Source organism: Herbidospora solisilvae (genome assembly GCF_009901565.1).
GTDB classification, from domain to species: domain Bacteria; phylum Actinomycetota; class Actinomycetes; order Streptosporangiales; family Streptosporangiaceae; genus Herbidospora; species Herbidospora solisilvae.
Genome location: NZ_WXEW01000002.1, coordinates 578812 through 603406, shown reverse-complemented (window position 1 = coordinate 603406; position 24595 = coordinate 578812). Strand labels below are relative to the sequence as shown.

Sequence of the window (24595 nt, the reverse complement as noted above, 5' to 3'; positions counted from 1 at the left end):
GGAGGGGCCACAACCGAATTCCCGTCACCGGGCCAGATCGTGGAGCCGTTCGGTCAGTTGGTCGTCGTGGCCGTCGATGAGCGCCGACACCGCCCGCCACCAGGCGAACCACTCGGCGCTGCGCCACATCCAGTCGAGCCGCTCCACGGCCGCCACGACGTCGCCGACGGTCTGCCAGGCGGGGCCGGTCTCCTCGGTGGTGGCGCCGTGGCGGAGAGTCCACTCGCGCAGCACGTGGCCGGTCTTCGGGTCGATCTCCCGGCCGTACGGGCTGGGCTCCTCCCCCGGTAGCGGGTGCGGCCCCAGGCCGGCCGCGACGCCCCACGACCACTGGGCCTCGGCCGGGCGGGCGTAGCGGAGGGAGTTGAAGTCGAGGTTGGTGCCGAGTTCGTCGTCGAGCCGCCGGACCACGACGGCGTCGAGCCGCCCGCCCGCGTCGAACGAGACGACCAGCCTGGCCCCGGCCTTGGCGCCGGGCGGCACCGGGACCCGGTCTTCGGCCTGCCAGGAGTTGAGGTCGGCGGTGCCGACGGGCGTGCCCCACAGGGTGTCGGCGACGTCGTCGGAGACCCACGCGGCCAGCGTCTCGAGAACGGTCAGGTCACCCCACGGCTCGATCGGCTGCGCCTTGACCAGCGCCTCTTCTGGCGCGGGCAGTTTTCCGTCGCGGCTGACGGTCCACCAACCGCCGCCGAGCTCATCGGTCCCGACGAGGAGCGCGGCGACGGCCGCCAGTTCGGCTGAACGCCGAGTCAGTGGGGCGAGACGGACCAGGTCCGCCACGCGGCGGGTGCGTTCACGGCCGAGCACGGCCTGCGCCTCCCTCAGGAGGGTGGCCGCCGTTGGGCGGTCCTCCCCCAGCAGGTCGGTGGTCAGCCGTCGTGCCTCTGCCCGAGCGTCCTCCGCGTGCGACTCCCGCATGCGGACAAGTTACGCCGAAAGATCGCCCGATCGCTACCGTTTCCCGGCACGACCGAGAAGCCAGCCGATGACGGCGCTTCCCAGGGCGATCCCGGCGCCCATCCCGAAAGCCGCCAGAACGGGCCACGCGCGCGGCCCGCGGTCACGCCCGCCGCCGGTCACCGGGGTCTCGGCACGGGTGAAGACGGCCGCCTCCCCCACCGGCTGCCCCTCGACGGCGACCGGCGCACCGGGGAAGATCGCGGGCACCGCGAGGATGTCCTTCTCGACGGCGGTGAAGAACTCCCCCGCCATCTTCTTGGCGACGGAGGTGAGCATCCGCTGCCCGACCCCGCCGACCATGCCGCCCACGACGGCGTCGGCGTCGTAGTCGATCCGGGTGCCGCCGTCCTCCTCGGTGAGCCGCACCCGCACGGTCGCGTCGACCGTGCCGGGCGCCCCCTGCCCCCGCGCCTTCAGCACGAAGGCCTCCGGCTCCTCGGGATCGGTGAGCGCGACCTGCCCCTGGTAGATCCCCTTGATGGACGCCACCCCCGCCGAGACGGTCATGGTGTAGACGTCGCTGCCGACCGCCTCCAGGCGCTGGCAGCCGGGGATCGTGCGCACCAGCACGGCGGGATCCTGCAGAGCGTCCCAGACCTTCGACCGTTCCGCCCCGATCAGGGCACTGCCGACGACCTTCACGGCCACCTCCCTCGGTTGCCGAGCACACTAGAGAATCCAGGCGACCGGCGAGTACGGCAACATCTGCCGCCGGGGAGCCCGCACACCCTGCAGATGTTCACCAACCCCCACAGGTCGACGATCACCAGCGTAGACCCGCCCCCACCGGACACGTCCCCGAGCACGCCGACGAACCCGGCCCCGCACCAGGCGCGCATGTGAGCCATGCGCCGCCGACGCACAGCACCCACTTCGCCCCACCGCTTCGCCCGGCCACTCGCCTCCGTTGTGGTGCCCCATCGTGGTGCCCGCTGCACTGCGACCGTGGTGTCCCATGCCCGTCGCCGCTCGCGGCTAGGATGGCGGGTCATGCGCCGGGGCTTCGCGATCATCCTGTCGGCCCTCGTGCTGAGCGCCTGTTCGGCGCCCGTGGCGGGTCCTCCCCCGGAGGCGGCTCCCTCGCAGTCGGCTCCCTCGCGGCCGGCCGCCCCGCCGCTGGAAGCGGCCGCGTCGCCGTCCCCGTCGCCCACGCCCAGCGGGTTGCCGCGCCCCGGTGAGGTACGCCGGATGAAGCAGGACGGGTTCCCCGTCATCAGCAGCGTCCCGACCGAGCGCAAAGTCGTCTTCCTCACCATCGACGACGGGTGGGAGCAGGATCCGGGGTTCGCCCGGATCATCAGGGAGCGCGGGATCCCGATCACCGTCTTCCCGACCCGGGACGCCGTCGAGGCCAAGGGGGGCCAGGAGGCCGGGGAGGGCTGGACGTACGTCGGGGCGGGCGGCTGGCCCTACTTCAAGGACCTGGGCGTGCCGATCGAGAACCACACCCTCACCCACCCCGACCTGCGCACCCTCGGCCTGGAGGCGCAGAAGGCGGAAATCTGCGGCGCGGCGAAGGTCATCGGCAGGCACATCGGCCGGGCGCCGGAACTGTTCCGGCCGCCGTTCGGCTCGTGGAACAGCACCACCCTGACCGCCGCCGAGAAGTGCGGCATGCGGGCGATGGTCCTGTGGACGGCCTCGGTCCAGACGAACGCGCGGATCGCGTACCAGGCCACCGACAAACAGCTCCATCCGGGCGACATCCTGCTCCTGCACTTCCGGCCGCCCCTGGCGAAGGACTTCGCCCGGCTGGTCCGGAAGGTGGAAAGGCGCGGCTTCTCGTTCGGCGACCTGGGCGCCTACCTGGACCAGCTCCTCCCCACCACGTCATGACTAGGCGCCTGCTTCGAGGCGGTCGGTCCGGGCGGCGCGGCTGTCGGCGGTGTTCGATGACGGCGCCGGTCGGGCCCCACTAGTCCAGGTCCGCGGAGGTCGGGAGGCGCGGGCGCGGTCCGGCTCGCCGGTCCGGACCGCGAGTTCGGTGCGGTAGGCCGGCGTCTCCGTGAGGTCGGCCGCCGGTCCGGTGTCCTGGTCTCGCGCCGGCGCGGCGTCGAGGATGCGGGCCGCCGAGTCGCCCATGACCGCCGCCGCCGCGATGCCTGGGACATCTCATCCGCGCGGTGTACCCCCCAATCAGCCTCCCGGCGGACGCCCCCGCGGACCCGGGTGCGGGACATTCGGTGGCATAGGAAATCCCGTGCGGACAGGGCGCTCGTCCCTGTCGGCCGGGACACCCGGGGCGACATCGTGGATATCGCAACGGGGGTTGTGCGCACCGGGATCCGGGGGTTGGGAGAGCTCCGGATCCCGGTCATGCCACGCATGTGACGAAGATCGCAGCAGACACCGGAGACTTTGCTCTACAAGCCGTAGTACTACTTGAGGTAGCACTACGCCCCGTAGAGCATCCGGAGGGGGACCGACCATGGACGCTTTGGACCTGGCACGGTGGCAGTTCGGGGTGACCACCGTCTACCACTTTCTTTTCGTACCGCTGACCATCGGGCTGGGCGTGTTCGTCGCCGGCCTGCAGACCGCCTGGTACCGCACGGGCAAAGAGCACTACCTGACGCTGACGAAGTTCTTCGGCAAGCTGTTCCTGATCAACTTCGCGATGGGTGTGGTCACCGGCATCGTGCAGGAGTTCCAGTTCGGCATGAACTGGAGCGAGTACTCCATCTTCGTCGGCGACGTCTTCGGAGCGCCGCTGGCCATGGAGGCGCTGCTGGCGTTCTTCCTGGAGTCGACGTTCCTGGGACTGTGGATCTTCGGTTGGGACAAGCTGCCCAAGAAGCTCCACCTGGCCACCATCTGGGCGGCCGTCATCGGTTCGAACCTGTCGGCCTACTTCATCCTGGCCGCGAACGCGTGGATGAAGCACCCGGTCGGCTACGAGGTGGTCGACGGCAAGGCCCGGATGACCGACCTGTGGGCGGTGCTGACCAACTCGACCGCGCTCGCGCAGGTCCCCCACGTGGTGGCCGGGTCGTTCGTGGTGGCGGGCGGGTTCGTGCTCGCGGTGGCCGGATACCGGATCCTGCGGGACCGCAACGCCACGGGACTGATCCCCCGCCGGAAGGACTTCGGCGACGTCACCACGCCGATGCGCCGCGAGGTGGACATGTGGCGGGCGGCGCTGCGCGGCGCGCTGGTGATGACGGCCGTCGCGGGGGCGATCGTCGCGCTGACCGGGGACATGTCGGGACAACTGCTGCACACGCAGCAGCCGATGAAACTGGCCGCCGCCGAAGGGCTGCGGCAGGACACCGCCGGGGCGCCGTTCTCGCCGGTGCCGGGCATCGAGGTCCCCAACATGCTGAGCCTGCTGGCCGCGCATGATCCCAACGCCACCATCCAGGGCATCGACGACATCCAGCAGCGCCTGGTGGCCCAGTTCGGCCCCGGCGACTACGTGCCGAACCTGCCGATCGTCTACCTGTCCTTCCGGGTGATGATCGTGTTCGGCATGGCCACGGTCGGGCTGGCCTTCCTGGGGCTGTTCCTGACCCGGGGCCGGGGGCGGCGGGCCCGGCCCGTGCCGACCTGGTTCGCGCGGCTGTGCGTGCTGGCGCTGCCGCTGCCGATCGCCGCGATCATCTCCGGGTGGCTGCTGAGCGAGATCGGCCGCCAGCCCTGGACCGTCCAGGGTGAGCTGCTCACCGCGGCGAGCGTGTCGCCCGGGGTGAGCCTGACCGAGGTCGCGATCTCGCTGGGCCTGTTCACCCTCGTGTACGGCGTCCTCGCGGTCGCCGAGGCGGTGCTGCTGATCCGGCACGTCAAGGCGGGCCCCGACGAGCCGATGCCGGCCGTCGTGACCGACGACACCGAACGCCGCGTCCCGACCCTGATGTACTGAGGTGCCCTGACATGACCACGTTCTGGTTCATCGTGATCGCCTTTCTCTGGACCGGCTACTTCGTCCTGGAGGGCTTCGACTTCGGGGTCGGCGCGCTGATGCCGGTCCTGGCCCGCGGCGAGGCCGAGCGCCGCCAGGTGCTGCGCACCATCGGCCCGGTCTGGGACGGCAACGAGGTGTGGCTGATCACCGCGATCGGCGCCATGTTCGCCGCCTTCCCCGCCTGGTATGCCGGGTTCCTCAGCCAGTTCTACCTGGCGGCCGTCATGGTCGTCCTGGGGCTGATCGTGCGCGGCGTCGGGCTCGAATGGCGCGGCAAGGTGCGCGCCAAGGAGACCCCGCTGGTCGACGCCGCGATCGTCACCGGCAGCGTGCTGCCCGCCTTCCTGTGGGGGGCGATCTTCGGCAACGTGCTGTTCGGCTCGGCGTTCGCCACCGTCATGGGCGGGCTGCTGTCGCTCGGACTCGCGCTGGTGCACGGCGCCGTGTTCGTCGCGTTGAAGACCAGGGGCCCGGTCCGGGCCCGCGCCCGGGAGACCGCCTGGGTCGCGGGCGTGGTGCTCGTGCCGGTGGTCGCCTTCGCCCTGTGGCGCTTGGACGCCTGGCCGGCGTACGCCGCGATGGCGGCGTACGCGGCCGGGGTGGCGCTCGTCTGGGCCGGGCGGGAGGGCCTGGCGTTCGCGTGCACGGCGGTCACGATCGCCCTGACCACCGCCGCGACGTTCCTCACGCTGCACCCCGAGCCCCTGCCGGGTCTCACGGTCGAGTCGGCCGCCTCGGCCCCCTACACCCTCACGGTCCTGACGTGGATCGGCCTCATCGCGCTCCCGGGGGTCATCGCCTACCAGGCGTGGACCTACTGGGTGTTCCGCAGGAGGCTGACCGCGCCGGAGGTCCTGCTGGAGTCGCGCAGCGCGTAGAGGTCGGACGGGGAGATCGGCATCCGGTCGATGACGATCTTCTCGGCGTCCTCCACCGCGCCGGCGATGACGGCGGAGACCGGGATGACCCCGGCCTCGCCGGCCCCCTTGATGCCCAGGGGGTTGAGCGGGGACGGGGTCTCCAGATGGTCGGTCTCGATGCGGGGGATCTCGGTGACGTAGGGCATCAGGAAGTCCATGAAAGAGGCGTTGAGGAGCTGGCCGTACTCGTCGTAGGCCATCTTCTCGTAGAGCGCCCCGCCGACGCCCTGGGCGACGCCGCCGTGGATCTGCCCCTCGACCAGCATCGGGTTGATCATCTTGCCGCAGTCGTGGACGACGGCGTACCGGAGGATCCTGATCTCGGCCGTGTCGGGGTCGGTCTCGACGATGGCGGCGTGCATGCCCGACGCGAACGTCGAGCGCACCGGCGAGTAGTAGTCCTTGCCCTCCAGGCCCGGCTCCTGGCCCTCGGCGACCGGGGGCCGGTCCATGCTGCCGCTGGTGGCGAACTGGGTGGCGCGCTTGGCCTCCTCGTCGAAGGCGTACCGCAGCGGGTTGGAGAGCACCGCGACGGTGGCGAGCGGGATCGAGGCGCTCGGCGCGCCCACGACGTGCACCATGCCGTCGGTGATCTCCAGGTCGGCCGGGTCGGCCTCCAGCGCGTCGGCGGCGATCCGCAGCGCCTTCTCCTTGACCTTCCGGCACGCCAGGGCGATGGCGTTGCCGCTCATCACGGCGGCCCGCGAGGCGAACGTGCCGACGGCGTAGCCGAACCGCCGGGTGTCCCCCGTGACCACCGACACCTTCTCGATCGGCACGCCGAGCTCGGTCGCGGCGATCTGTGCGAACACCGTCTCGTGCCCCTGCCCCTGTGAGGTGAGGCCGGTGGAGACGTGCACCCGCCCGTCGGAGGTCACCTGGACGTGGCCGCCCTCGTAGGGGCCGACGCCGGTGCCCTCGACGTAACAGCCGACCCCGATGCCGATCCGCCTGCCCTCGGCGGCGGCCTCGGCCTGCATCGCGGGGAAGTCGTCCCAGCCGATCAGGTCCTTCAGCTTCCGCAGCGACGCGGGATAGTCGCCGCTGTCGTAGATCAGCGGGCGGCCGTCCTGGAAGATCATCTGCTGGTCGTAGGGGAACTCGTCGGGCTGGATGAAGTTCGCCGCCCGCACGTCGGTGCGGTCCTTGCCGAGGTACTGGGCGATCTTGTCCATCGTGCGCTCCATGCAGAACACGCCCTGCGGACGCCCGGCCCCCCGGTAGGGGGTGACCTGCACGGTGTTGGTGTAGACGGAGAAGAACTCGACCCGGTAGGAGCCGATCTTGTACGGCCCCAGCAGCTGCGTCGAGGTGATGATCGGCACGATGATGCCGTAGGGCGTGTACGCGCCGTGGTCGTGCAGGATCTCGACGTCGAGCCCGAGCACGCGCCCCTCGTCGTCGAACCCGACCTTCACGTGCTGCACCTGCGCGCGCTCGTGCGCCGAGGAGACGAAGTGCTCCCGCCGGTCCTCGGTCCACTTGACCTCGCGGTTCAGCAGCCGGGCCGCCCACGGCACGAGGATCTCCTCCGGCCACGGGTGCACGATCTTCACGCCGAACCCGCCGCCGACGTCGGGCGCGATCACCTCGACCTTCGGCAGCGGCAGCCCGAGCTTGGCCGCGATGGCCATCCGCACGCTCGTGGACGTCTGGGTGGAGCTGTAGACCCGCAGCGAACGGTCGTCGGCGTCCCAGCGGGCGTACACCCCCTTGCCCTCCATCGGCATGCACGCCGACCGCTCGATGTCGAGCCGGAACTCCAGCGTGTGGGGCGCGGCGGCGATGACGTCACGGGCGGCGCGGCCGTCGCGGTGGGCGACCTCCTGCACCATGTGCGCGCCGACGTTGCCCGGCACGTCGTCGTGGACCAGGTTGGGCCCCTCGACGGCGTTCTCCAGCCCGACGACGGGCTTGAGGAACTCGTAGGAGACGTGGATCCGCTCGCAGACGTCCTCGGCGATGTACCGATCGGCCGCGACGACCATGACGATCGGCTCGCCGACGTGCCGCACGACGTCCTTGGCCAGGCAGTAGGCGGTGCGCCCGTGGGTCAGCGCCGGATGGGGGATCAGCAGCGGCAGCGGCTCCCGCACCCCTTCGGGCAGGTCCTCCCACGTGTAGATCGCGACCAGGCCCTCGACGTCGACCGCGTCGTCGACGTCGATGCCGGTGATGCGGGCGTGCGCGTGCGGCGACCGCACGAACGCCACGGCCAGCGCGTCCGCGCCCAGGTCGTCGAGGTAGCGGCCGTTCCCGGCGACCAGCCGGGCGTCCTCCCTGCGGCGGACCGGCTCGCCGAACAGTCGGGTGGTCACGGGCCCTCCTCGGCCATCAGCTCGGCGGCGCGGTGCACCGACTTCACGATGTTCTGGTAACCGGTGCACCGGCACAGGTTCCCCGCCACCGCCTCGACCACCTCGTCGTCGGCCGGCGCGGGGTTCTCCCGCAGGAACGCGGTCACCGTCGTCAGGAACCCGGGCGTGCAGAACCCGCACTGGAGCCCGTGGCACTCGGCGAAGGCCCGCTGCACCGGCGACAGCCGATCGCCGTCGGCCAGCCCCTCGACCGTGGTGACCTCGTGCCCGGCGACCGACACCGCGAAGGTCAGGCAGGCCCGCACCGGCCGCCCGTCGAGCAGCACGGTGCAGGCCCCGCACACCCCGTGCTCACACCCGACGTGGGTGCCGGTCAGCCCGATGTCGTGCCGGAGGAAGTCGCTGAGCAGCCGCCGCGCGGGCACCCGCGCGTGCCGCGGCACCCCGTTGACGACCAGCGTGACGTCATGCATCGGCGGCCTCCTTCAGCGCGCGCTCGGCCAGCACCCCGGTCAGGTGCCGCCGGTAGTCGGCGGTGGCGTGGATGTCGGCCTCCGGTTCGATCCGTTCTTGTACGAGTCGCGCCGCCCGCGCCCAGTCACCCTGCGCCTCGGTGACGTCCACGACCACGGGCACCGCCCCGACGCTCAGGCAGGCGACCCGGGCGTGATCGGGCCCGACCAGCGCGGCGACCCCCGCCATGGCGTAGTCGCCGTGCCGCCGCGCCACCTCGACGATCGCCGTCCCCCCTGCGGTGGACGGGAAGAAGGCCGACACCGCCAGTTCCCCGGTACGCAGCGACGACTCCATCGGCCCGGTGAAGAACTCCGCGGCCGGGATGTCACGTTCCCCCTCGGGCCCGCGCGCCCGGACCGACCCGCCGAGCAGCGCCAGCACGGCCGGCATCTCGGCGGCGGGGTCGGCGTGCACGATGCTGCCCACCGTGGTCCCCCGGTTGCGGACCGCCGGATGGGCAACCAGCCGCAGCGCCCGGCGCACCAGCGGCTGCGCCGCGAAGGCGGTCTCACTGGCCTCGACCTCGGCGTGCCGCGCCAGCGCGCCCACCCGCACTCCCCCGGCCTCGGCGGTGATCTCCCCGAGCCCGGCCACGTGGTTGATGTCGACGAGCTGCCCGGGCGCGGCCAGCCGCATGTTCATGAGCGGGATGAGGCTCTGGCCGCCGGCCAGCACCTTCCCGTCGGCTCCCGCCGCGGCGAGCGCCTCGACGGCCTCAGCCACCGTGGCGGGAGCGTGGTAGACGAACGAAGGAGGCTTCACTTAAACCGTTCTACTCCTGGAAAGGGCTCGGAGCAGGTGGTACCCGCCCAGTACGACCACGGTGCCCAGGGCGATGCCGCCGAGGTCGAAGCCCTCGACGATCTGCATGTTGACCGGGCCGATGGCCAGGATGATGCCCGCGCCGATCGGGACCATGTTGACCGGATCGGCGAAGTCGACCCGGTTCTCGATCCAGATCTTGGCGCCGAGGAGGCCGATCATGCCGTAAAGGATCACGGTCACGCCACCGAGCACGCCACCCGGGATGGCATAGACGAGCGCGCCGAACTTGGGCACCAGGCCCAGGAGGATCGCGATGACGGCGGCGATGTAGTAGGCCAGCGTGGAGTAGACGCGCGTGGCGGCCATGACGCCGATGTTCTCGGCGTAGGTGGTGGTGGGCGAGCCGCCGACAGCCGAGGTGACCACGGTGGCGACGCCGTCGCCGATGATGGCCTTGCCCATGACCGGGTCGACGTCGGTGCCGGTCATCTCGCCGACGGCCTTGACGTGACCGATGTTCTCGGCGATGAGAGCGATGACCGCCGGGAGCACCACGATGATGGCCGAGAGCTTGAAGTCGGGGGCGTGGAAGTTCGGCAGGCCGAACCAGGCGGCCTGTTCCACGCCGCCGAAGTTGACCCGGAAGTGGGAGGTGACCTGCCCGGCGCCGTCGGGGGCGGTGATCTGGCCGAAGACCAGGTCGGCCAGCCACGAGAGGACGAAGCCGGCGACGAGGCCGATGAGGATGCCCAGCCGGCCGATGAAGCCGCGGAACAGGGCGATGGTCACGAAGGTGACGAGCATCGTGATGAGGGCGATCCACTGGTCCTGCGGCCAGTAGATGTCGGCGACGACGTAGGCGAGGCCGAAGCCGATGAGCATGACCACCGCGCCGGTCACGACCGGCGGGAAGACGCGGTTGATGATCCCGATGCCGAGGAAGTGGATGACCACGCCGCACAGCGCGAGCACGACGCCCGCCACCAGGATGGCGCCCGTGATCGTGGCCGGGCCGCCGCCGTCGGCGGCGATGGCCGCGGCGCCGCCGACGAACGACGCCGACGTGCCGAGGTAGCTGGGGATCTTCCCGTTCACGATGAGCAGGAAGATGATCGTCGCGACGCCGCTCATCATCACCGCGACGTTGGGGTCGAGCCCCATCACCACGGGGAAGACGAACGTGGCGCCGAACATCGCGATGACGTGCTGGGCGCCGAACCCGATCATGCGCGGCCACGACAACCGCTCGTCGGGTTTGACCACCTCGCCCGGTGCGAGCGTGCCCTTTTCTCCGTGTACCTTCCACCCGAAAGCCATGTGAGCCCCTTCGCAATGGGCCGACACCTGGTGGCCACCCCGCAGGCTTCCCAGCGCGGCAAATCGTTCATCAGCCCTTCTACCAGGGCTGTTGCGGGCACATTAGGCCTGTGATCTCTCTAGCACACGGGCAGCATGTGCCAAACAACCGGCCTCAGATGCCGCGCATGTTGAGGACATGGAGCGCCAGCGTGAGGTTGAGGCGCAGGTGGGCGTCCTCGGTGAAGTTGCCCAGCAGGCGTTCGAGCTTTCCCAATAGACGGGCGCTAGATACCCCGCATGTTGAGCACGTGAAGAGCGAGGGTCAGGTTGAGGCGCAGGTGGGCGTCCTCGGTGAAGTTGCCCAGCAGGCGTTCGAGCTTGCCGATGCGGTAGCGCAGGGTGTTGTAGTGGAAGTGCAGGCGGCGGGCGGTCTCGGCCACGTTGAGGTTGGTCTCCAGCAGCACGTGGAGGGTGCGCCGCAGGTCGGCGTTCTCGGCGTCGTCGTCGCCGGCCAGCGCGCCGAGGGTCTCGCGGACGAAGGCGTGCAGTTCGGCGGTGTCGTTGACGAGGGACAGCAGGCGGTAGACGCCGAGCTGGTCGAAGTGGGCGACCGCGCCGTTGCCGTGCAGCTGGCGGCCCACCCGGGCGGCCTTGAGGGCCTGGGCGTAGGCGTCGGCGAGCCCTTCGGCGCCGGAGGCGATGCGGCTCATGCCGGTGGAGAAGGTGCACTCGGCGAAGGCCGACTGCGCGGCGGCGGCGAGCCGGGCGGTGTCGGCCCCGGCGCCGACGATGACGACGACCTCGTGGGAGAACCCGGCGACCGCGCCGCGGGGGTCGTGGCGGCGGACGGCGGCCTGCCAGACGGCCAGCAGCCGGTCCTGGGCGGTGCGCTCGTCGCTCTCGGGGTCGAGTTCGGCGACCATGACGCTGACGGGGCGTTCCAGGTCCCAGCCGAAGGCCTTGGCGCGTTCGGCGATGCGCCCGCCGCCCCGGCCGGTGAGCACGTCGCGCAGGAAGTCGGCGCGGTACTTGCTCTCGACCGCGTTGACGGCCTCCTGCTTGGTGATGACGAGGGCGGCGACGGTGGCGGCCCGCTCCAGGATGCGGATGTCGCTCTCGCGCAGCGTCCCGGCCTGGCTGAAGGCGACGATCCGGCCGTGGTGGTGGCCCCCGGCGACGATCGGCACGACGGCGTAGTGACCGTCGGCGCGCACCATCGGCTCGGGCTGGTCGCGGCCCGGCCCGCTGATCATGTACGCGTCTCGCAGCATCGCCACCTGCTCCGCGCCTCCGGCGGCGGCCAGGGTGGCGCCCGAGACGTCCATGGCGGCGACCGCGACCTCCAGCAGCCCGGCGACCTCGGCGGTCACCTCGCGCATGCCGCCGCCCGCGAGCACGATCTGGACGAGCCCCCGGTGGGCGTCCTCGGCGCGGGCGAGGATGGCGGCCTGCCGGTTGAGGATGTCGGTCAGCACCTGGTTGAGGATGTCGTCGAACCCAACGTCGTTCGGCAGGATGATGAGCGGGAAGCCCAGCCGATCGGCCTGCTCGATCATCTCGGCGGGCAGTTCGTCGAGGTATCGGCCCAGCTTGATGGCGAGGGCCGACAACCCGCGTTCGTCAAGATCCGCCACAAGGCGGCCCAGCGACTGGGGAGTGTTCCTGAGCGGGTAACCGGTCGTGAGCAGCAGCTCGTTGGGTTTCACCCACGCCAGGATGTCGGGCACCTCCATGACGTTGAGGCGCTGGACGATGCGGTCGAGCCCGGATTTGCCGGCGATGAGCCGCGCCCCGGCGAGGGTCGAGACTCCCAGGACCTCGCCGACGGCCACCCCGTGGATGATCGTTCCGGTGCTGGCGAGCCGCATGGCGGGTGCAGCGGGATCCGTCGTCATGGTGCGCTCCGGGGGGATTTGAACGTTCTCCGCAAATTGTGCCTGACCGGGCGACTGTCAGGAAGAGCCAAGCATTTGGCCGACTGTTGGCAGATTTCCCCGTACGGACCCCGGGGGTCCCGTTCTAGCGTCCCTTCTAATGGGGGTTCGGATGAGGGAGGACTCGTGGCTGTAGGTACACGCCCTCGAAGCCGCCGCCCGGTGCAGACGGCGCAGCCCGAGGTCACGTACCTGTCCGGGGCCGCCGCCACCAGTCTCCGGCCGCTTCTGGAGGCCCCGCGCCGCCCCGCCCGGGTGCTGGCCGCCTTCCCGCTGGCGGTCTACCTGGAGGTGCGGACCGAGACCGAGCCGCGGGTGCTCGCGCTCGTCACGGGCGAGGCCACCCGCCTGCCCAACGCCGTTGTGCTGACCGGCCCGCTCGACGGCTTCTCGCCTGGTGACGACGCCTGGGTCGGCGACGGCGTCGTCGAGGCCGGAGGCCGGGCCGTCCGGGTCCGCCGCTGGTGGGACCCCGCTCCGCCGCTGGGTGCCGTCTCCGGTACGGCCCTCGCCACCGCCCTCCCCGTCCTCCACGACATCTGCGTCTCCTCCCCGAGGCAGCCCGGCCTGGAGAGCGGCGGCGCGTCCGCGCTGCTGTCGGCCGGTTGCCACCGGGGCTCGCTCGTCGACGCGATCACCGCGGCCGAGCAGCTCATGGGCCTGGGACCGGGCCTCACCCCCAGCGGCGACGACATGCTGGCCGGGCTCCTGGTCACCCTGCGCTCCGTCGGCACGGCGGCCGGGGTCGGCCGGGCCGTGTGGCTGGCCGACTGGCTCGCCGCCGCGGTGACCTTCGACGCCCGCACCCGGACCACACCGATCTCCGCGACGCTGCTGCACTGCGCGGCGCGCGGCGAGGCGGGCCTGGAGACCCTCGCGGTGCTGCGCGGCCTCACCGGCCGCCAGCCGCTGGAACCGGCGGCGCACCGCCTGCTCCGCCTGGGTCACACCTCGGGCGCCGACCTGGCGTGGGGCATCAGGACGGGAGTGTCGGCCGTCCTCGGACTTGGTGAGAGGGACGCTGAGTGAACCTGGTGGAGATCCGTCCCGGGATCTATCACGACTCGGTCAGCCTGATGAGGGTCAGCCAGGCGCTGACCGGCCGCCCGGGTGTCGAGCTGGCGATCGTGGCGATGGCGACGGCCCTGAACGTCGAACTCGCCGTGGACGCGGGCTTCGACGTCCCGGCCGCGACCTCCGGCGACCTGCTGGTGGCGATCCGGGCGGCGACGGACGCCGACCTCCACGACGCCGCGGCCGACCTGGAGAGACAGTTGTCGGCCCGGACCGAGACGCGCAGCCGGGAGGAGGCCCTCCCCCGCACGATCCGCGCCGCGACGCGCCTGGCCGACCCGTCGGCGGTGGTGCTGGTCAGCGTGCCGGGCGAGCACGCCTTCACCGAGGCGATGGAGGCGGTCGACGGCGGCCACTCCGTGATGATCTTCAGCGACAACGTGCCGGTGGCGCGGGAGGTGGCCCTGAAGGACCTCGCCCGTGAGCGGGGCGTCCTGGTCATGGGCCCCGACTGCGGCACCGCGATCGTCGGCGGCGCCGGCCTGGGCTTCGCCAACGTGGTGCGCCCCGGGAAGGTCGGCGTGGTCGCCGCCTCCGGGACGGGCGCGCAGCAGCTCACCGCCCTGCTCGACCTGGCCGGGGTGGGCGTCAGCCACGTGCTCGGCGTCGGCGGGCGCGACCTGGGCGCCGAGGTCGGCGGCCGGTCCACGCTTCAGGCCCTGGACGCCCTGAACGCCGACCCGGCGACCGAGCTGATCGTCGTCGTCTCCAAGCCCCCGGACCCCGACGTGGCGGCCCGCCTGGGCGAGGCGATCGCCCGGAGCCCGAAGCCCGTGATCACGGCCCTCCTCGGCGAGGGCCAGGCCGACCTGACGACCGCCGCCGAGTCGGTCCTGCGGGCCGTCGGGGCGGAGGTCCCCGTCTGGCCGAGCTGGCCCGGGAACACCGAGCCCGGCGGCGGCCCGCTGCGCGGCCTCTACTCGGGCGGCACCCTCTGCACCGAGGCCCGCCTGATCGCCGGCACCGGCGAGTTCACCGACTTCGGCGACGACGAGTACACGGTGGGCCGCGCCCACCCCATGATCGACCCTGCCCTGCGCCTGGAGGCCCTCGACGCGGTCACCGAGGGCGTCGCCCTCCTCGACGTCGTGCTCGGCCACGGCTCCGACCCCGACCCCGCCGGTTCGTTGTCCGCGGCCATCGCCGCCGCCAAGTCGCGCGGCGTGGCCGTGGTGGTCGCGCTGGTCGGCACGGAGGGCGATCCCCAGAACCTCCAGGCCCAGGCCGCCCGGTTGTTCGAGTCGGGCGCGGAGGTCTACACCTCGAACGCCCAGGCCGCACGCAAAGCCGCGACCCTGGCCGGCGCGAGGCCCACGGAACCCGGCCCCGGCGGCGGAGCCGAGACGTCCGGAGAGGCGTCAGCCTCTCCGGACGGGTGGGTGGGTCGTCCTCTGGCCATGCTCTCGGCGGAGCCCTCCGTCATCTCGGTGGGCGCGTCCATCCTGGCCGAGGCCCTCGACCAGCAGGCCGTCGCGCACACACCCGTCGACTGGCGACCTCCGGTGACAGGGGTGGCCGCCGATCTGGCGGCCGTCATGGCCGATCCCCGTCGCAAGCCCGCCAACGAGAAGGCCGTCGCCCGGCTGCTGGGCGCGCGGCCGCATCTCGTCGGGGTGAAGCGGGCCGGAGACGTACTGGACCTCCCGAAGGGCACCTTCTTCCACGCCGGGCCGCCCATCGAGTGGGAACGGGCCTCGGGGCCCATGCGGGGCGCGCTCATCGGCGGGATGTTGTTCGAGGGGCTCGCGGCCGACGCCGAGGAGGCCGAGCGCAAGCTCGCGAGCGGCGAGGTCAAGCTGGACTCCTGTCACCACCACCGGACCGTCGGGCCCATGGCGGGCGTCGTGTCCCCGTCCATGTGGATGCTGGAGGTGCACGACGCCGAGAACGGCGGCACCGCCTTCTGCTCGCTCAACGAGGGCCTGGGCAAGGTGCTCCGCTACGGCGCCTACGGGCCCGAGGTGATCGAGCGGCTGCGCTGGATGGGCGACGTGCTCGGCCCGGCGCTGGCCGAGGTCATGAAGGTCGTCGGGCCGCTCGACCTGCGCAACCTGGTCGCGCAGGCCCTCCAGATGGGCGACGAGCTGCACAACCGCAACCGCGCCGCGACCTCCCTCATGGTCAGGGAGCTCGCCCCGGCCATCGTGGACGCCGTCCCGAACCAGGCGGCGGAGGTCCTCCGGTTCGTCAACGGCAACGACCACTTCTTCCTCAACGCCGGCATGGCGGCCGCCAAGGTCTCGGCCGACGCGGCGCGGAACGTCGAGGGCTCCTCGATGGTCGTCGCGATGGCCCGCAACGGCACCGACTTCGGCATCCAGGTCTCCGGCCTGGGCGACCGCTGGTTCACCGGCCCGGCGGGCGTGCCCGACGGCCTCTATCTGGGCGCCTACAGCCCCGCCGACGCCAACCCCGACATCGGCGACTCGACCATCACCGAGACGGTCGGCCTGGGCGGCTTCTCCATGGCCGCCGCGCCGGCCATCGTCCGGTTCGTGGGCGGCGACGTCGCGGACGCGGTGGCCGCCACCACGGCCATGTACGAGATCACGCTCGCCGAGCACCCCGTTTACCAGATCCCGGGTCTCGGGTTCCGCGGCACGCCCGCCGGAATCGATGTCACACTGGTCACCCGGACCTCGGTGCTGCCGGTAGTCAATACGGGTATCGCCGGGCGCGTGGCCGGAACGGGGCAGGTGGGAGCGGGTCTGGTGAGTCCTCCGATGGAGGCTTTCACCGCCGCGCTGGCCGCTTTGGCCCAGGTTTAATTCCCTTTGACCCTGGTTTGACCCTAATATCGGTGGCCAACCTCAGAAAATCGCGCGGGTATCTCGCGCGGCCCGGACGAGGAGAATTGGGGACCCCGCCTATGACGACCGATCGCCTGCTCGGTATGGTCCCCGATGGTCAGGGCGGGACCCCCGAGGGGCAGGGCAGGCTCGTCGGCCGCCGCTACCGGCTGCTGTCGCCGGTCGGCCGGGGCGGCATGGGAATGGTGTGGCACGCGCACGACGTGCTGCTCGACCGCGACGTCGCGGTCAAGGAGCTGATCCTCCCCTACGGCCTCGACCAGCAGGGCCGTCAGACCGCCCACACCCGCATGCTGCGCGAGGCCCGTTCGGCCGCGCGGCTGAGCCACCCGGGCATCGTGACCGTCCACGACGTCGTCGAGGAGGACGGCCGCCCGTGGATCGTGATGGAGCTGGTCCGGGCCTGGTCGCTGGAGCAGGCGGTGCGCCAGAGCGGGCCGCTGCCGGTCGTCCAGGCCGCCGAGATCGGGATAAGGGTGCTCGACGCGCTGCGCCACGCGCACGCCGCCGGCATCCTCCACCGCGACGTGAAGCCGGGCAACGTGCTGCTGACGGCCGACCGCGTGGTGCTCACCGACTTCGGCATCGCCGCCATCGAGGGCGACGTCTCGATCACCCACCCGGGCCTGCTGATGGGCTCCCCGGCCTACATCCCGCCGGAGCGGCTCCAGGGCCGCCCGATCACGTTCGCGGCCGACCTGTGGTCGTTCGGCGCCACCCTCTACGCGGCCGTGGAGGGCCGGCCTCCCTACGAGGGGCCCGACGCGGTCGCCGTGCTGGGCGCGGTGCTGACCCAGGAGCCCAACCGGCCCGGCCGCGCGGGCGCGCTGATGCCCGTCATCGAGGGGCTGCTGCGCAAGAACCCGGCCGACCGGCTGCCCGCGGCGCAGGTGTCCGACATGCTGGAACACGTGCTGCGCCAGCACGGCCTCGGCGTGCGCCCGACCGCCCCGCCGCAGACCCCGGCCCAGACGGCGCCCCACAACCAGGCGCCCTCGCCGGCGCCGACCCCCGCCGACCAGACCCCGGTCCAGATGCTGCCGCCGCTCGACCCGCCCGCAGGGCCGATGCCCTCGCGCATCATCGAGACCCCGTCGGGCCCGGTCCGGGTGCCCTACGACCCCAACCACCCGTCGGGCGGCTACAGCATGGGCGCCCCCAAGCCCGACCCGCTGAGCAGCCCCACCGGCGACATCACCTCGACCGGCGGCGTGTCGTTCTTCGCGCCGATCACGCCGTCGAAGCCCGGCGGCCCGAGCCGTCCGGTCCCCGCGCCGGGGCAGACCTCGGGCGGCTGGCCGGCGCCCGAGCAGAAGGACCTGCCCGAGTTCGGCGACCTGGGCAGGGAGCCGCGCGCCGGGAGGCCCGCCGACACACCGGCCGTCGAGCGCAAGCCCGCCGGGCCGCGCGCCTCGCGCCGCCGCAAGGACCCCGACGACGACCGGGGCGGGCGCAGCAGCCTGCTCGCCGTGGTCGCGGCCATCGCCGTGATCGCCGTCGTGGTGCTGGTGCTGTTGATCATGGTACCGGGTGACAACCCCCCCGCCGACCCGCAGAACCAGCCGGTGGCGACCGGCCCGACGGCCGACGCGGGCGTGCCCGCCGTACCCGCCTCGCCCGAGGGCGAGCTGCCCGAGGGCTTCCGCAACCACACCGTCGGCAACATCACCGTCGCGGTCCCCGACACCTGGAAGGTCACCGCCCAGGACGGCGCGGTCGTGCTGACCGGCCCGAAGGACAGCGGCCAGAGCGGCCTGATCGAGGAGATCCCCGCCGGCGGCCTCGACGCGCTGAAGGCGACCGAGGCCAAGGCCTCGTTCGAGGAGTACACCCAGCTCGCGCTGGCCCAGGTCGACTACCGCTGGCCGGCCGCCGAGTGGGAGTACACCCACCGCGACGCCGCGAACGTGACCGTCCACACGGCGGTCCGCTACGTCACGGTCGACGGCCGCTCCTACGCGATCACCTTCACGGCGCCCGACTACGACTGGACCGAGAGCGCCGCCAACGTCCGCGCGACCTTGTGGAACTCCTTCAGCCCGGCATAAATCCGCTTCAACCGCTGTCATGAGCCATGCCAGACTTCGCTCATGACAGCGATCCCCCTCGCATCCCATCAGAAGGTGCAACGCCGGACACTCGGTGTCCTGTCCGCCGTCCAGATCGTCTCGGGTGTGGGGATCGCGGTCGGCTCCGCGCTGAGCTCCCTGATGGTGTACGAACTCTCCGGCTCCGAGGCGATCAGCGGCCTGGCCGGCACGGCCACCGTCACGGGCGCGGCCCTGATGGCGCTCCCCGCCGCCAGGGCCGCCGACGGCGGCGGCCGCAGGGCGGGCCTGACGCTCGCCCACGGCGTCGCCTTCCTCGGCTGCGTGGCCGCCGCCGCCTCGATCCAGCTCGGGTCGTGGCCGCTGCTGCTGCTCGCGCTCGTCATGGTCGGCACCGGCAGCGCCGGCAACCTCTCCGCCCGGTACGCCGCCACCGACCTCGCCCCGCCCGGCCGGACCGCCCGCCACCTGTCACTCGTCGTCTGGGCGGCCACGATCGGCAGCGTCGCGGGCCCCAACCTGGCCCATCCCGCCGACGCGCTCGGCGTCGACCTGGGCCTCGCGCCCGCCGCCGGGCCGTTCGCGCTGTCGGCCGTCGCGTTCGCGCTCTCCCTGCTCATCGTCAACGGCGGCCTGCGCCCCGACCCCCTGCTGCTCGCCCGGCAGGGCCGTGAGGTGGCGGCGGCCCGGAGGCGGCAGCCGCTGCGGGAGGCCGTCGCGACGGTGAAGGCCACCCCGGCGGCCCGGACCGGGCTGCTCACGATCGCGGCCGGGCACACCGCGATGGTGTCGGTGATGTCGATGACACCCGTCCACCTCGACCACGGGCACGCCGGCATCGCGGTCATCGGGATGGTGCTGAGCCTGCACATCGCCGGGATGTTCATGTTCTCCCCGCTGGTCGGCTGGGCGGCCGACCGCCTCGGCCGGGCCGTCGTCGCCACGGCCGGCATGGGCGTGCTGGTCGCCGCCGGTCTGCTGGCCGCGTTCGGCGGTCACGACGTGCCGGTGATCACGGCGGGCCTGGTCCTGCTGGGCCTGGGCTGGTCGTGCTCGCTCGTGGCGGGGTCGGCGATGCTGACCGAGGCGGTCGACCTGGAGCGGCGGCCCGCCGTCCAGGGCCTGTCGGACCTCACGATGAACGTCTGCGGCGCGGTCGGCGCCCTGCTGGCCGGCGCGATCGTCGGCACGCTCTCCTACCCGGTCCTCGGCCTGATCACCGCGGCCCTGAGCGGGCTCACCGGGGTGGTCATCCGGCGCCGGTCTCACTTGGCGTCGGCGTAGCAGGTCACCGGTATCGCCTCCATGGGGAACCTGACCGGGGTCGCGCCGAACAGCAGGCGGGTGGCCTCCTCCGCGCTCGCCGCGACCGCGGCGGCCACCTCTCCGGCCTGGTCTTCCGGGCAGTGGATCATGACCTCGTCGTGCTGGAAGAACACCAGCCTCGCGGGTTCCCTGAGACGGCCGCGCAGCACGGCCATCAGGGTGAGCGCCCATTCGGCGGCGGTGGCCTGGACGACGAAGTTGCGGGTGAACCGCCCCCGGTCGCGGGCCGCCCTGCCCCCGTCGGGCCCGGAGACGACGGCCCGCCAGCGGTCGGACGGCGGCGGGCTGGTGCGGCCCAGCCACGAGCGCACCACCCGCCCCTCCTCCCCCGCGCGGGCGGCGTCTTCGACGAACGCGTAGGCCTGGGGGAAGCGGTTGCGCATCACGGCCAGCAGTTTGGGGGCGTCGCCGCTGGTGCCGCCGTACATGGCCGACAGCATGGCGATCTTGGCGGCGTCGCGCTGGCCGCCGAACGCCTGGGCCAGCGCGGCGTAGAGGTCGATCTCCCCGGCGGCGCGGGCCAGCCCCCGGTCCCCGGCCATCGCGGCCAGCACCCGCGGCTCGAGCTGGGCGGCGTCGGCGACGACGAGCGTCCACCCCTCGTCGGCCACCACCGCCTTCCGCATCACCTTCGGGATCTGCAGCGCCCCGCCCCCGCTGGTCGCCCACCGGCCGCTGACGACGCCGCCCACGACGTATTCGGCCCGGAAGCGGTCGTCGCGCACCCACTGGTCGGCCCACACCCAGCCGTGGAAGCTGAACAGCCGGGCCAGTTCCTTGTACGCCAGCAACGGCGCCACCCCCGGATGGTCGACCTCCTTCAGCACGTGGGAACGGGTCGACGGCACCGGCACCCCGGCCGCCTTGAACGCCTTGACGATCTGCTGCGGCGAGTCGGGGTTGAGCGGCCTGCCGAACGCCGCCGACACCTGGTCGGCCAGCGCCTGCAGCTTGGCGGGCCGCATGCCGTGGGCGGGGCGGGGCCCGAGCAGGTCGGTCAGCAGCGCCTGGTGCACCGACTCGCGCCACGGCATGCCGTCGTGGCCCATCTCGGCCGCGATCAGCCCGCCGGCCGACTCGGCCGCGACCAGCAGCCGGAACCGGCCCGGCTCGGGCAGCGCCGCGATCCGGGCGGCCTGCGCGGCGGCCACCTCCTCGACGAGGGCGGCCCCCGGCTCGGCCGGCGCGGGCTCGGGGTCGAACAACGACCCCTGGGCGGCCTCGGAGGTCTCGTGGCGGTCGTCGGGCACCGGCAGGCCGTGGAGGCGGGCGTGAGCCGCCTCGGCCGACCGCGGCTCGCCGTAGCGGCCCTCGGCGGCCAGCAGCAGGTTCTCGGTCAGCGCGACGTCGTGGCAGCGCGCCACCCGCACGCCCCGGGCCAGCAACCCGGGGTAGATCCGCCGTGTGTCGGCCCACACCCAGCGGGGCGCCGCACGCGCCTCGGCCTGGCCCACCGCCGCGGCGAGGTCGGCCACCGGGCCGCCGGGCCGCAGCTCACCGCTGCCGTCCTTCGCCCCGGAAACCGCAACCTGCACGGTTCCAGCCTGCCAGGCCGCACCGACAGTTCCGTCGTGGCGCCGGAGGGCGGGCGGGAGCCGTACAGAAAACCGGCATGAGCGGGACCTCGGCGGCCGTGCGGACCCGCGCCGTCACCACGCTCAGGCCAGCGGGATGACCACCTCGTCCTCGACCGGCGGTTCGAGCTCCTGGGCCAGGCACCCGGTCGCGGCGAAGCAGCGGATGCGCAGTTCGCCCGAGGAGACCGAGACGTGCAGGAAGCTCTTGAAGAACGGCGGGGTGTCCCAGTCGGTCAGCTCGGAGATCCAGCGGTGGAAGAAGCGGCCCACCGGCAGGTGGAACGGCATCGGCCAGCCGCCGAGGAAGCGGGCCGCCCACTTCATCCGGGCGGTGATCCGCACGGGCGGGGTGTCGCGGACCGGCTCGTTGCCGATCCGCCGCGACATCAGCGCCACGGCCTGCTCCGGCGTCAGGTAGAGCCACTTCATCCGCAGCTTGCGCGAGTAGAGCAGGCTGTAGAACGAGAGCGAGTCGCCGCGCAGCGGGTAGCAGCGGAAGTCGTCCTCGTGGACCTTGTCGACGCGCGGGATGGTGTGGGTGGCGTGCATGAACGCGCCGCCGCCGCCCGACACGAGGTACTGGATCACCCGCCCGTCGACGTTGACCGGGAAACGCTGGTAGTTGTGCACGTCGCCGCCGATCGCCGCGACGTAGTTGCAGGCGGGGTCGCGCACGATCTCGTCGACCGTGCCGCCGCCCTCGATCGGGCAGGGTTTGTAGTCGTTGCGCACGTAGATCGGCTTGCCGGTGATGAGCACCTTGGGCCGGGTGTCGGCCGTCGAGACGTGGCGCAGCCACTCGCCCTGCTCGCGGTCGAGCGAGCCGGTGATGCCGGTGTCGATGCCGACCACGACGAGTTCGCCCAGGTCGAGCACCCAGTAGGGGGCCGGCTGCCGGGCCTGCTGCGCCGGTCGGCCGCGCAGCTTCCAGGCCTCGGCGAGCGCGGTCTCGTCGATCGCCTCGGGTTTCTTCCAGAGCAGGCCGCGCAGCCCGGCCGGGGAGAGCCGGAAGCCCTCCTTCTCGACCTTGAGCGGCTTGGCGCCGCAGAACACCCGCATGAAGCCGCCGAGGCCGTCGTACCAGTCGTGGTTGCCGGGGATGGCGTAGATGGGGGCGTCGTAGTCCTTGAACGGGCGGAAGAACTTGTCGCAGTAGTCGCTCGCGGCGCCCGTGGGGTAGATCACGTCGCTGGCGATGATCGCGAAGTCGGTCTTCCCGCCCACTTTCAGCAGGCCGGGGATCACGGCGTACTGGGAGGCGTCGCCCTCGCCGGTGTCGCCAATGACGAGGAACGAGTACTCGGGGCCGGTCGGGCGGGTCATCCGGAAGTCGGGGTCTGCGCCGTTCTCCCGCATGGAGGCCACCCAGCGGCGGCGGACCTCCGCGGACGGGTCGCCGAACAACCCGGCGAGGATCTCGTTGCGCGACCGCCACAGGGTCTTCGGATGTAACCACGTGAAGGTGGTCTTGTTGGGGCGCAGCGCCTGGAAGGTCCCGATCTCCTGGCAGTGCCACCCGGCGCCGTGTTCGGAGACCCGGGAGGAGACCAGCTTCCCGCGCGCGGCCGCAGCCTCGACGCCGATGTCCGCCATACGGTCAATCTTGCTCGGTTTCAGGGGACGAGGACACCGGGGTTGAGAATCCCCATCGGATCGAGACTTTTCTTGATCGCCCGCATGACGCCGACGCCCACGGGACCGATCTCGGCGGCGTAGGCGGCGCGGTGGTCGCGGCCGACGCCGTGGTGGTGCGAGATGGTGCCCCCGGCCAGCCCGATCGCCTCGCTGGCCTTGGCCTTGGCGGCCTCCCAGCGGGCCAGCGGGTCGTCTCCGGCGGCGGTGACGACGGTGAAGTAGAGCGACGCGCCGGTCTCGTAGAGGTGGGAGACGTGGCACATCACGATCACCCGGCCGAGCGCGGCCTCCAGGGCGAGCCTGACGGCCTCGTAGAGCCGGGGCAGGCCCGACCAGTGGGCGGCGGTCTCCAGGGTCTCCACGGTCGCCCCGGCGGCGATGAGCGCGTCGCGCAGGTAGGGGCCGCCGAACCGGCCCTCGGCCCAGCGTTCGGCGGGCTCCGGCCCCAGGTGGCCGGCGTCGGCGAACGTCGGCGGCTCGCCCCCTTCCCAGCCGACGACCATCAGGCAGCCCGAACCCCCGCCGATCATGGTCTCGGTCTCGTCGGACAGGCGGAGCACCGCCGGGAGCCGGCGCTCCTGGGCCAGCACGCGCATCGCGTCGCGGCCCGCCGCGAACGACGGGAACCGCCAGGCGTCCCAGTTCCGCCGCGCGGGCAGCCGGCGCACCCGCAGCCGCATCGAGGTGATCACCCCGAACGCGCCCTCGGAGCCCAGGACGACGTGCCGCAGGTCGGGCCCGGCGGCCGAGCGTGGCGCCCGGCCGAGCTCCCAGTCGCCCACCGGCGTGGCCACGGTCAGCCCCTCGACCATGTCGTCGAACCGCCCGTAACCGGCCGAGGCCTGCCCCGACGAGCGGGCGGCGGCGAACCCGCCGAGGGTGGCGTACTCCCACGACTGCGGGAAGTGCCCCAGGGTCAGCCCGCGCGCGTTGAGCAGTTCCTCGGCCTGCGGCCCGCGCAGCCCCGGCTGGAGCTCGGCCAGCATCGACTCCTCGTCGACCGACACCAGCCGGTCGAGCCGCCGCACGTCGAGCGCGACCACTCCGGCGAAGCCCTCGCGGAGCGGGGTGACGCCGCCGACGACGGACGTCCCGCCGCCGAACGGCACCACCGCGACCCTCTCGGCGGAGCAGACCCGCAGCACCTCGGAGACCTCGTGGTGGGAGCCCGGCAACACGACGGCGTCCGGGGCGTCGGAACCGTCCCCCATCCGCATCCTCAGCAGGTCGGGCGTGGATTTGCCCCTCGTGTGGCGAATGCGGGCATCGGCATCGGTACGCACGCTCTCCGCGCCTACGATGGACCGCAGCGAGGCAAGCACGAAGGGTGACAGATCGGCTTCGGGGAGCCGGACGTCGCCGAACCCCGCCGGTTCACCGGTGGGCGGCGTGACGCCCAGTGCCTCCGCGAGCAGCTCCAGCACGTCAGGAGCGAGCCCGGTCGCCCTGCCGGGGTCACCCCAGCCCGACCAGAGCATGGGCTGCACGGGGGTACGCGGAGTCTCCACA

18 protein-coding genes are annotated in these 24595 nt (G+C 72.4%); 7 read left to right on the top strand and 11 right to left on the bottom strand.

Annotated features, from left to right (window positions below; all coding sequences use genetic code 11):
* Positions 1 to 24: 24 nt before the first annotated feature.
* Entirely contained in the window at positions 25 to 921 is an 897-nt protein-coding gene (locus tag GT755_RS08475; protein ID WP_161479132.1) for a hypothetical protein, read from the bottom strand.
* A gap of 33 nt (positions 922 to 954) precedes the next feature.
* Entirely contained in the window at positions 955 to 1605 is a 651-nt protein-coding gene (locus GT755_RS08470; protein ID WP_161479131.1) for an SRPBCC family protein, read from the bottom strand.
* Positions 1606 to 1953: 348 nt separating this feature from the next.
* Between GT755_RS08470 and GT755_RS08465 the strand changes: the two genes are divergently transcribed.
* Positions 1954 to 2799 carry a polysaccharide deacetylase family protein gene (locus GT755_RS08465; protein WP_161479130.1) on the top strand — a complete coding sequence of 282 codons (846 nt, stop codon included), beginning with the start codon at positions 1954 to 1956 and terminating at the stop codon, positions 2797 to 2799.
* On the opposite strand, the gene GT755_RS08460 is transcribed toward GT755_RS08465, so the two are convergent.
* Positions 2800 to 3045 carry a hypothetical protein gene (locus GT755_RS08460; protein WP_161479129.1) on the bottom strand — a complete coding sequence of 82 codons (246 nt, stop codon included), beginning with the start codon at positions 3043 to 3045 and terminating at the stop codon, positions 2800 to 2802.
* 346 nt (positions 3046 to 3391) lie between these two features.
* On the opposite strand from GT755_RS08460, the gene GT755_RS08455 reads away from it, so the two are divergent.
* Positions 3392 to 4822: a cytochrome ubiquinol oxidase subunit I gene (locus GT755_RS08455; protein ID WP_161479128.1), complete on the top strand. Its 1431-nt coding sequence runs from the start codon at positions 3392 to 3394 to the stop codon at positions 4820 to 4822.
* An 11-nt stretch (positions 4823 to 4833) separates the two neighbouring features.
* Positions 4834 to 5742: a cytochrome d ubiquinol oxidase subunit II gene (gene cydB / locus GT755_RS08450; protein ID WP_161479127.1), complete on the top strand. Its 909-nt coding sequence runs from the start codon at positions 4834 to 4836 to the stop codon at positions 5740 to 5742.
* Here cydB and cutA read toward each other — a convergent pair.
* From cutA to GT755_RS08425, 5 genes are all read right to left on the bottom strand, one after another.
* On the bottom strand, positions 5679 to 8102 hold the full coding sequence (gene cutA / locus GT755_RS08445; RefSeq protein WP_161479126.1) for an aerobic carbon-monoxide dehydrogenase large subunit: 2424 nt from the start codon (positions 8100 to 8102) through the stop codon (positions 5679 to 5681). The genes cydB and cutA overlap by 64 nt on opposite strands.
* Positions 8099 to 8575 (bottom strand): (2Fe-2S)-binding protein, encoded by a 477-nt coding sequence (locus GT755_RS08440; RefSeq protein ID WP_161479125.1) that lies wholly within the window; start codon positions 8573 to 8575, stop codon positions 8099 to 8101. Before GT755_RS08440 ends, cutA begins: the two co-directional genes overlap by 4 nt.
* Positions 8568 to 9380: an FAD binding domain-containing protein gene (locus tag GT755_RS41015; protein ID WP_161479124.1), complete on the bottom strand. Its 813-nt coding sequence runs from the start codon at positions 9378 to 9380 to the stop codon at positions 8568 to 8570. Before GT755_RS41015 ends, GT755_RS08440 begins: the two co-directional genes overlap by 8 nt.
* Positions 9381 to 10700 carry a uracil-xanthine permease family protein gene (locus GT755_RS08430; protein ID WP_161479123.1) on the bottom strand — a complete coding sequence of 440 codons (1320 nt, stop codon included), beginning with the start codon at positions 10698 to 10700 and terminating at the stop codon, positions 9381 to 9383. It abuts the gene before it with no gap.
* Positions 10701 to 10966: 266 nt separating this feature from the next.
* The gene (locus GT755_RS08425; RefSeq protein ID WP_161479122.1) at positions 10967 to 12577 is read right to left on the bottom strand and encodes a PucR family transcriptional regulator; all 1611 of its coding nucleotides are present in this window, start codon (positions 12575 to 12577) and stop codon (positions 10967 to 10969) included.
* A 165-nt stretch (positions 12578 to 12742) separates the two neighbouring features.
* Here GT755_RS08425 and GT755_RS08420 point away from each other — a divergent pair, with 165 nt between their 5' ends.
* The 4 genes from GT755_RS08420 to GT755_RS08405 all read left to right on the top strand — a co-directional run bounded on the left by GT755_RS08420 (position 12743) and on the right by GT755_RS08405 (position 19832).
* Positions 12743 to 13645, top strand: coding sequence for a DUF2877 domain-containing protein (locus GT755_RS08420; RefSeq protein WP_161479121.1), 903 nt, complete (start codon positions 12743 to 12745; stop codon positions 13643 to 13645).
* Positions 13642 to 16458 carry a bifunctional FdrA/YlbE family protein gene (locus GT755_RS39305; RefSeq protein ID WP_328794247.1) on the top strand — a complete coding sequence of 939 codons (2817 nt, stop codon included), beginning with the start codon at positions 13642 to 13644 and terminating at the stop codon, positions 16456 to 16458. Before GT755_RS08420 ends, GT755_RS39305 begins: the two co-directional genes overlap by 4 nt.
* A 101-nt stretch (positions 16459 to 16559) precedes the next feature.
* Complete coding sequence (locus tag GT755_RS38470) at positions 16560 to 18548, top strand: serine/threonine-protein kinase (protein WP_235966201.1); 1989 nt, start codon at positions 16560 to 16562, stop codon at positions 18546 to 18548.
* Between the two features lie 42 nt (positions 18549 to 18590).
* The gene (locus GT755_RS08405) at positions 18591 to 19832 is read left to right on the top strand and encodes an MFS transporter (RefSeq protein ID WP_161479120.1); all 1242 of its coding nucleotides are present in this window, start codon (positions 18591 to 18593) and stop codon (positions 19830 to 19832) included.
* On the opposite strand, the gene GT755_RS08400 is transcribed toward GT755_RS08405, so the two are convergent.
* The 3 genes from GT755_RS08400 to GT755_RS08390 form a co-directional block, all read right to left on the bottom strand.
* Positions 19814 to 21409, bottom strand: coding sequence for a bifunctional 3'-5' exonuclease/DNA polymerase (locus GT755_RS08400; RefSeq protein WP_161479119.1), 1596 nt, complete (start codon positions 21407 to 21409; stop codon positions 19814 to 19816). The genes GT755_RS08405 and GT755_RS08400 overlap by 19 nt on opposite strands.
* 123 nt (positions 21410 to 21532) lie before the next feature.
* Positions 21533 to 23044, bottom strand: a complete 1512-nt coding sequence (locus GT755_RS08395; RefSeq protein ID WP_161479118.1) for a metallophosphoesterase family protein — start codon at positions 23042 to 23044, stop codon at positions 21533 to 21535.
* 20 nt (positions 23045 to 23064) lie between these two features.
* Positions 23065 to 24564 carry an FAD-binding oxidoreductase gene (locus tag GT755_RS08390; RefSeq protein WP_161479356.1) on the bottom strand — a complete coding sequence of 500 codons (1500 nt, stop codon included), beginning with the start codon at positions 24562 to 24564 and terminating at the stop codon, positions 23065 to 23067.
* Positions 24565 to 24595 lie beyond the last annotated feature (31 nt).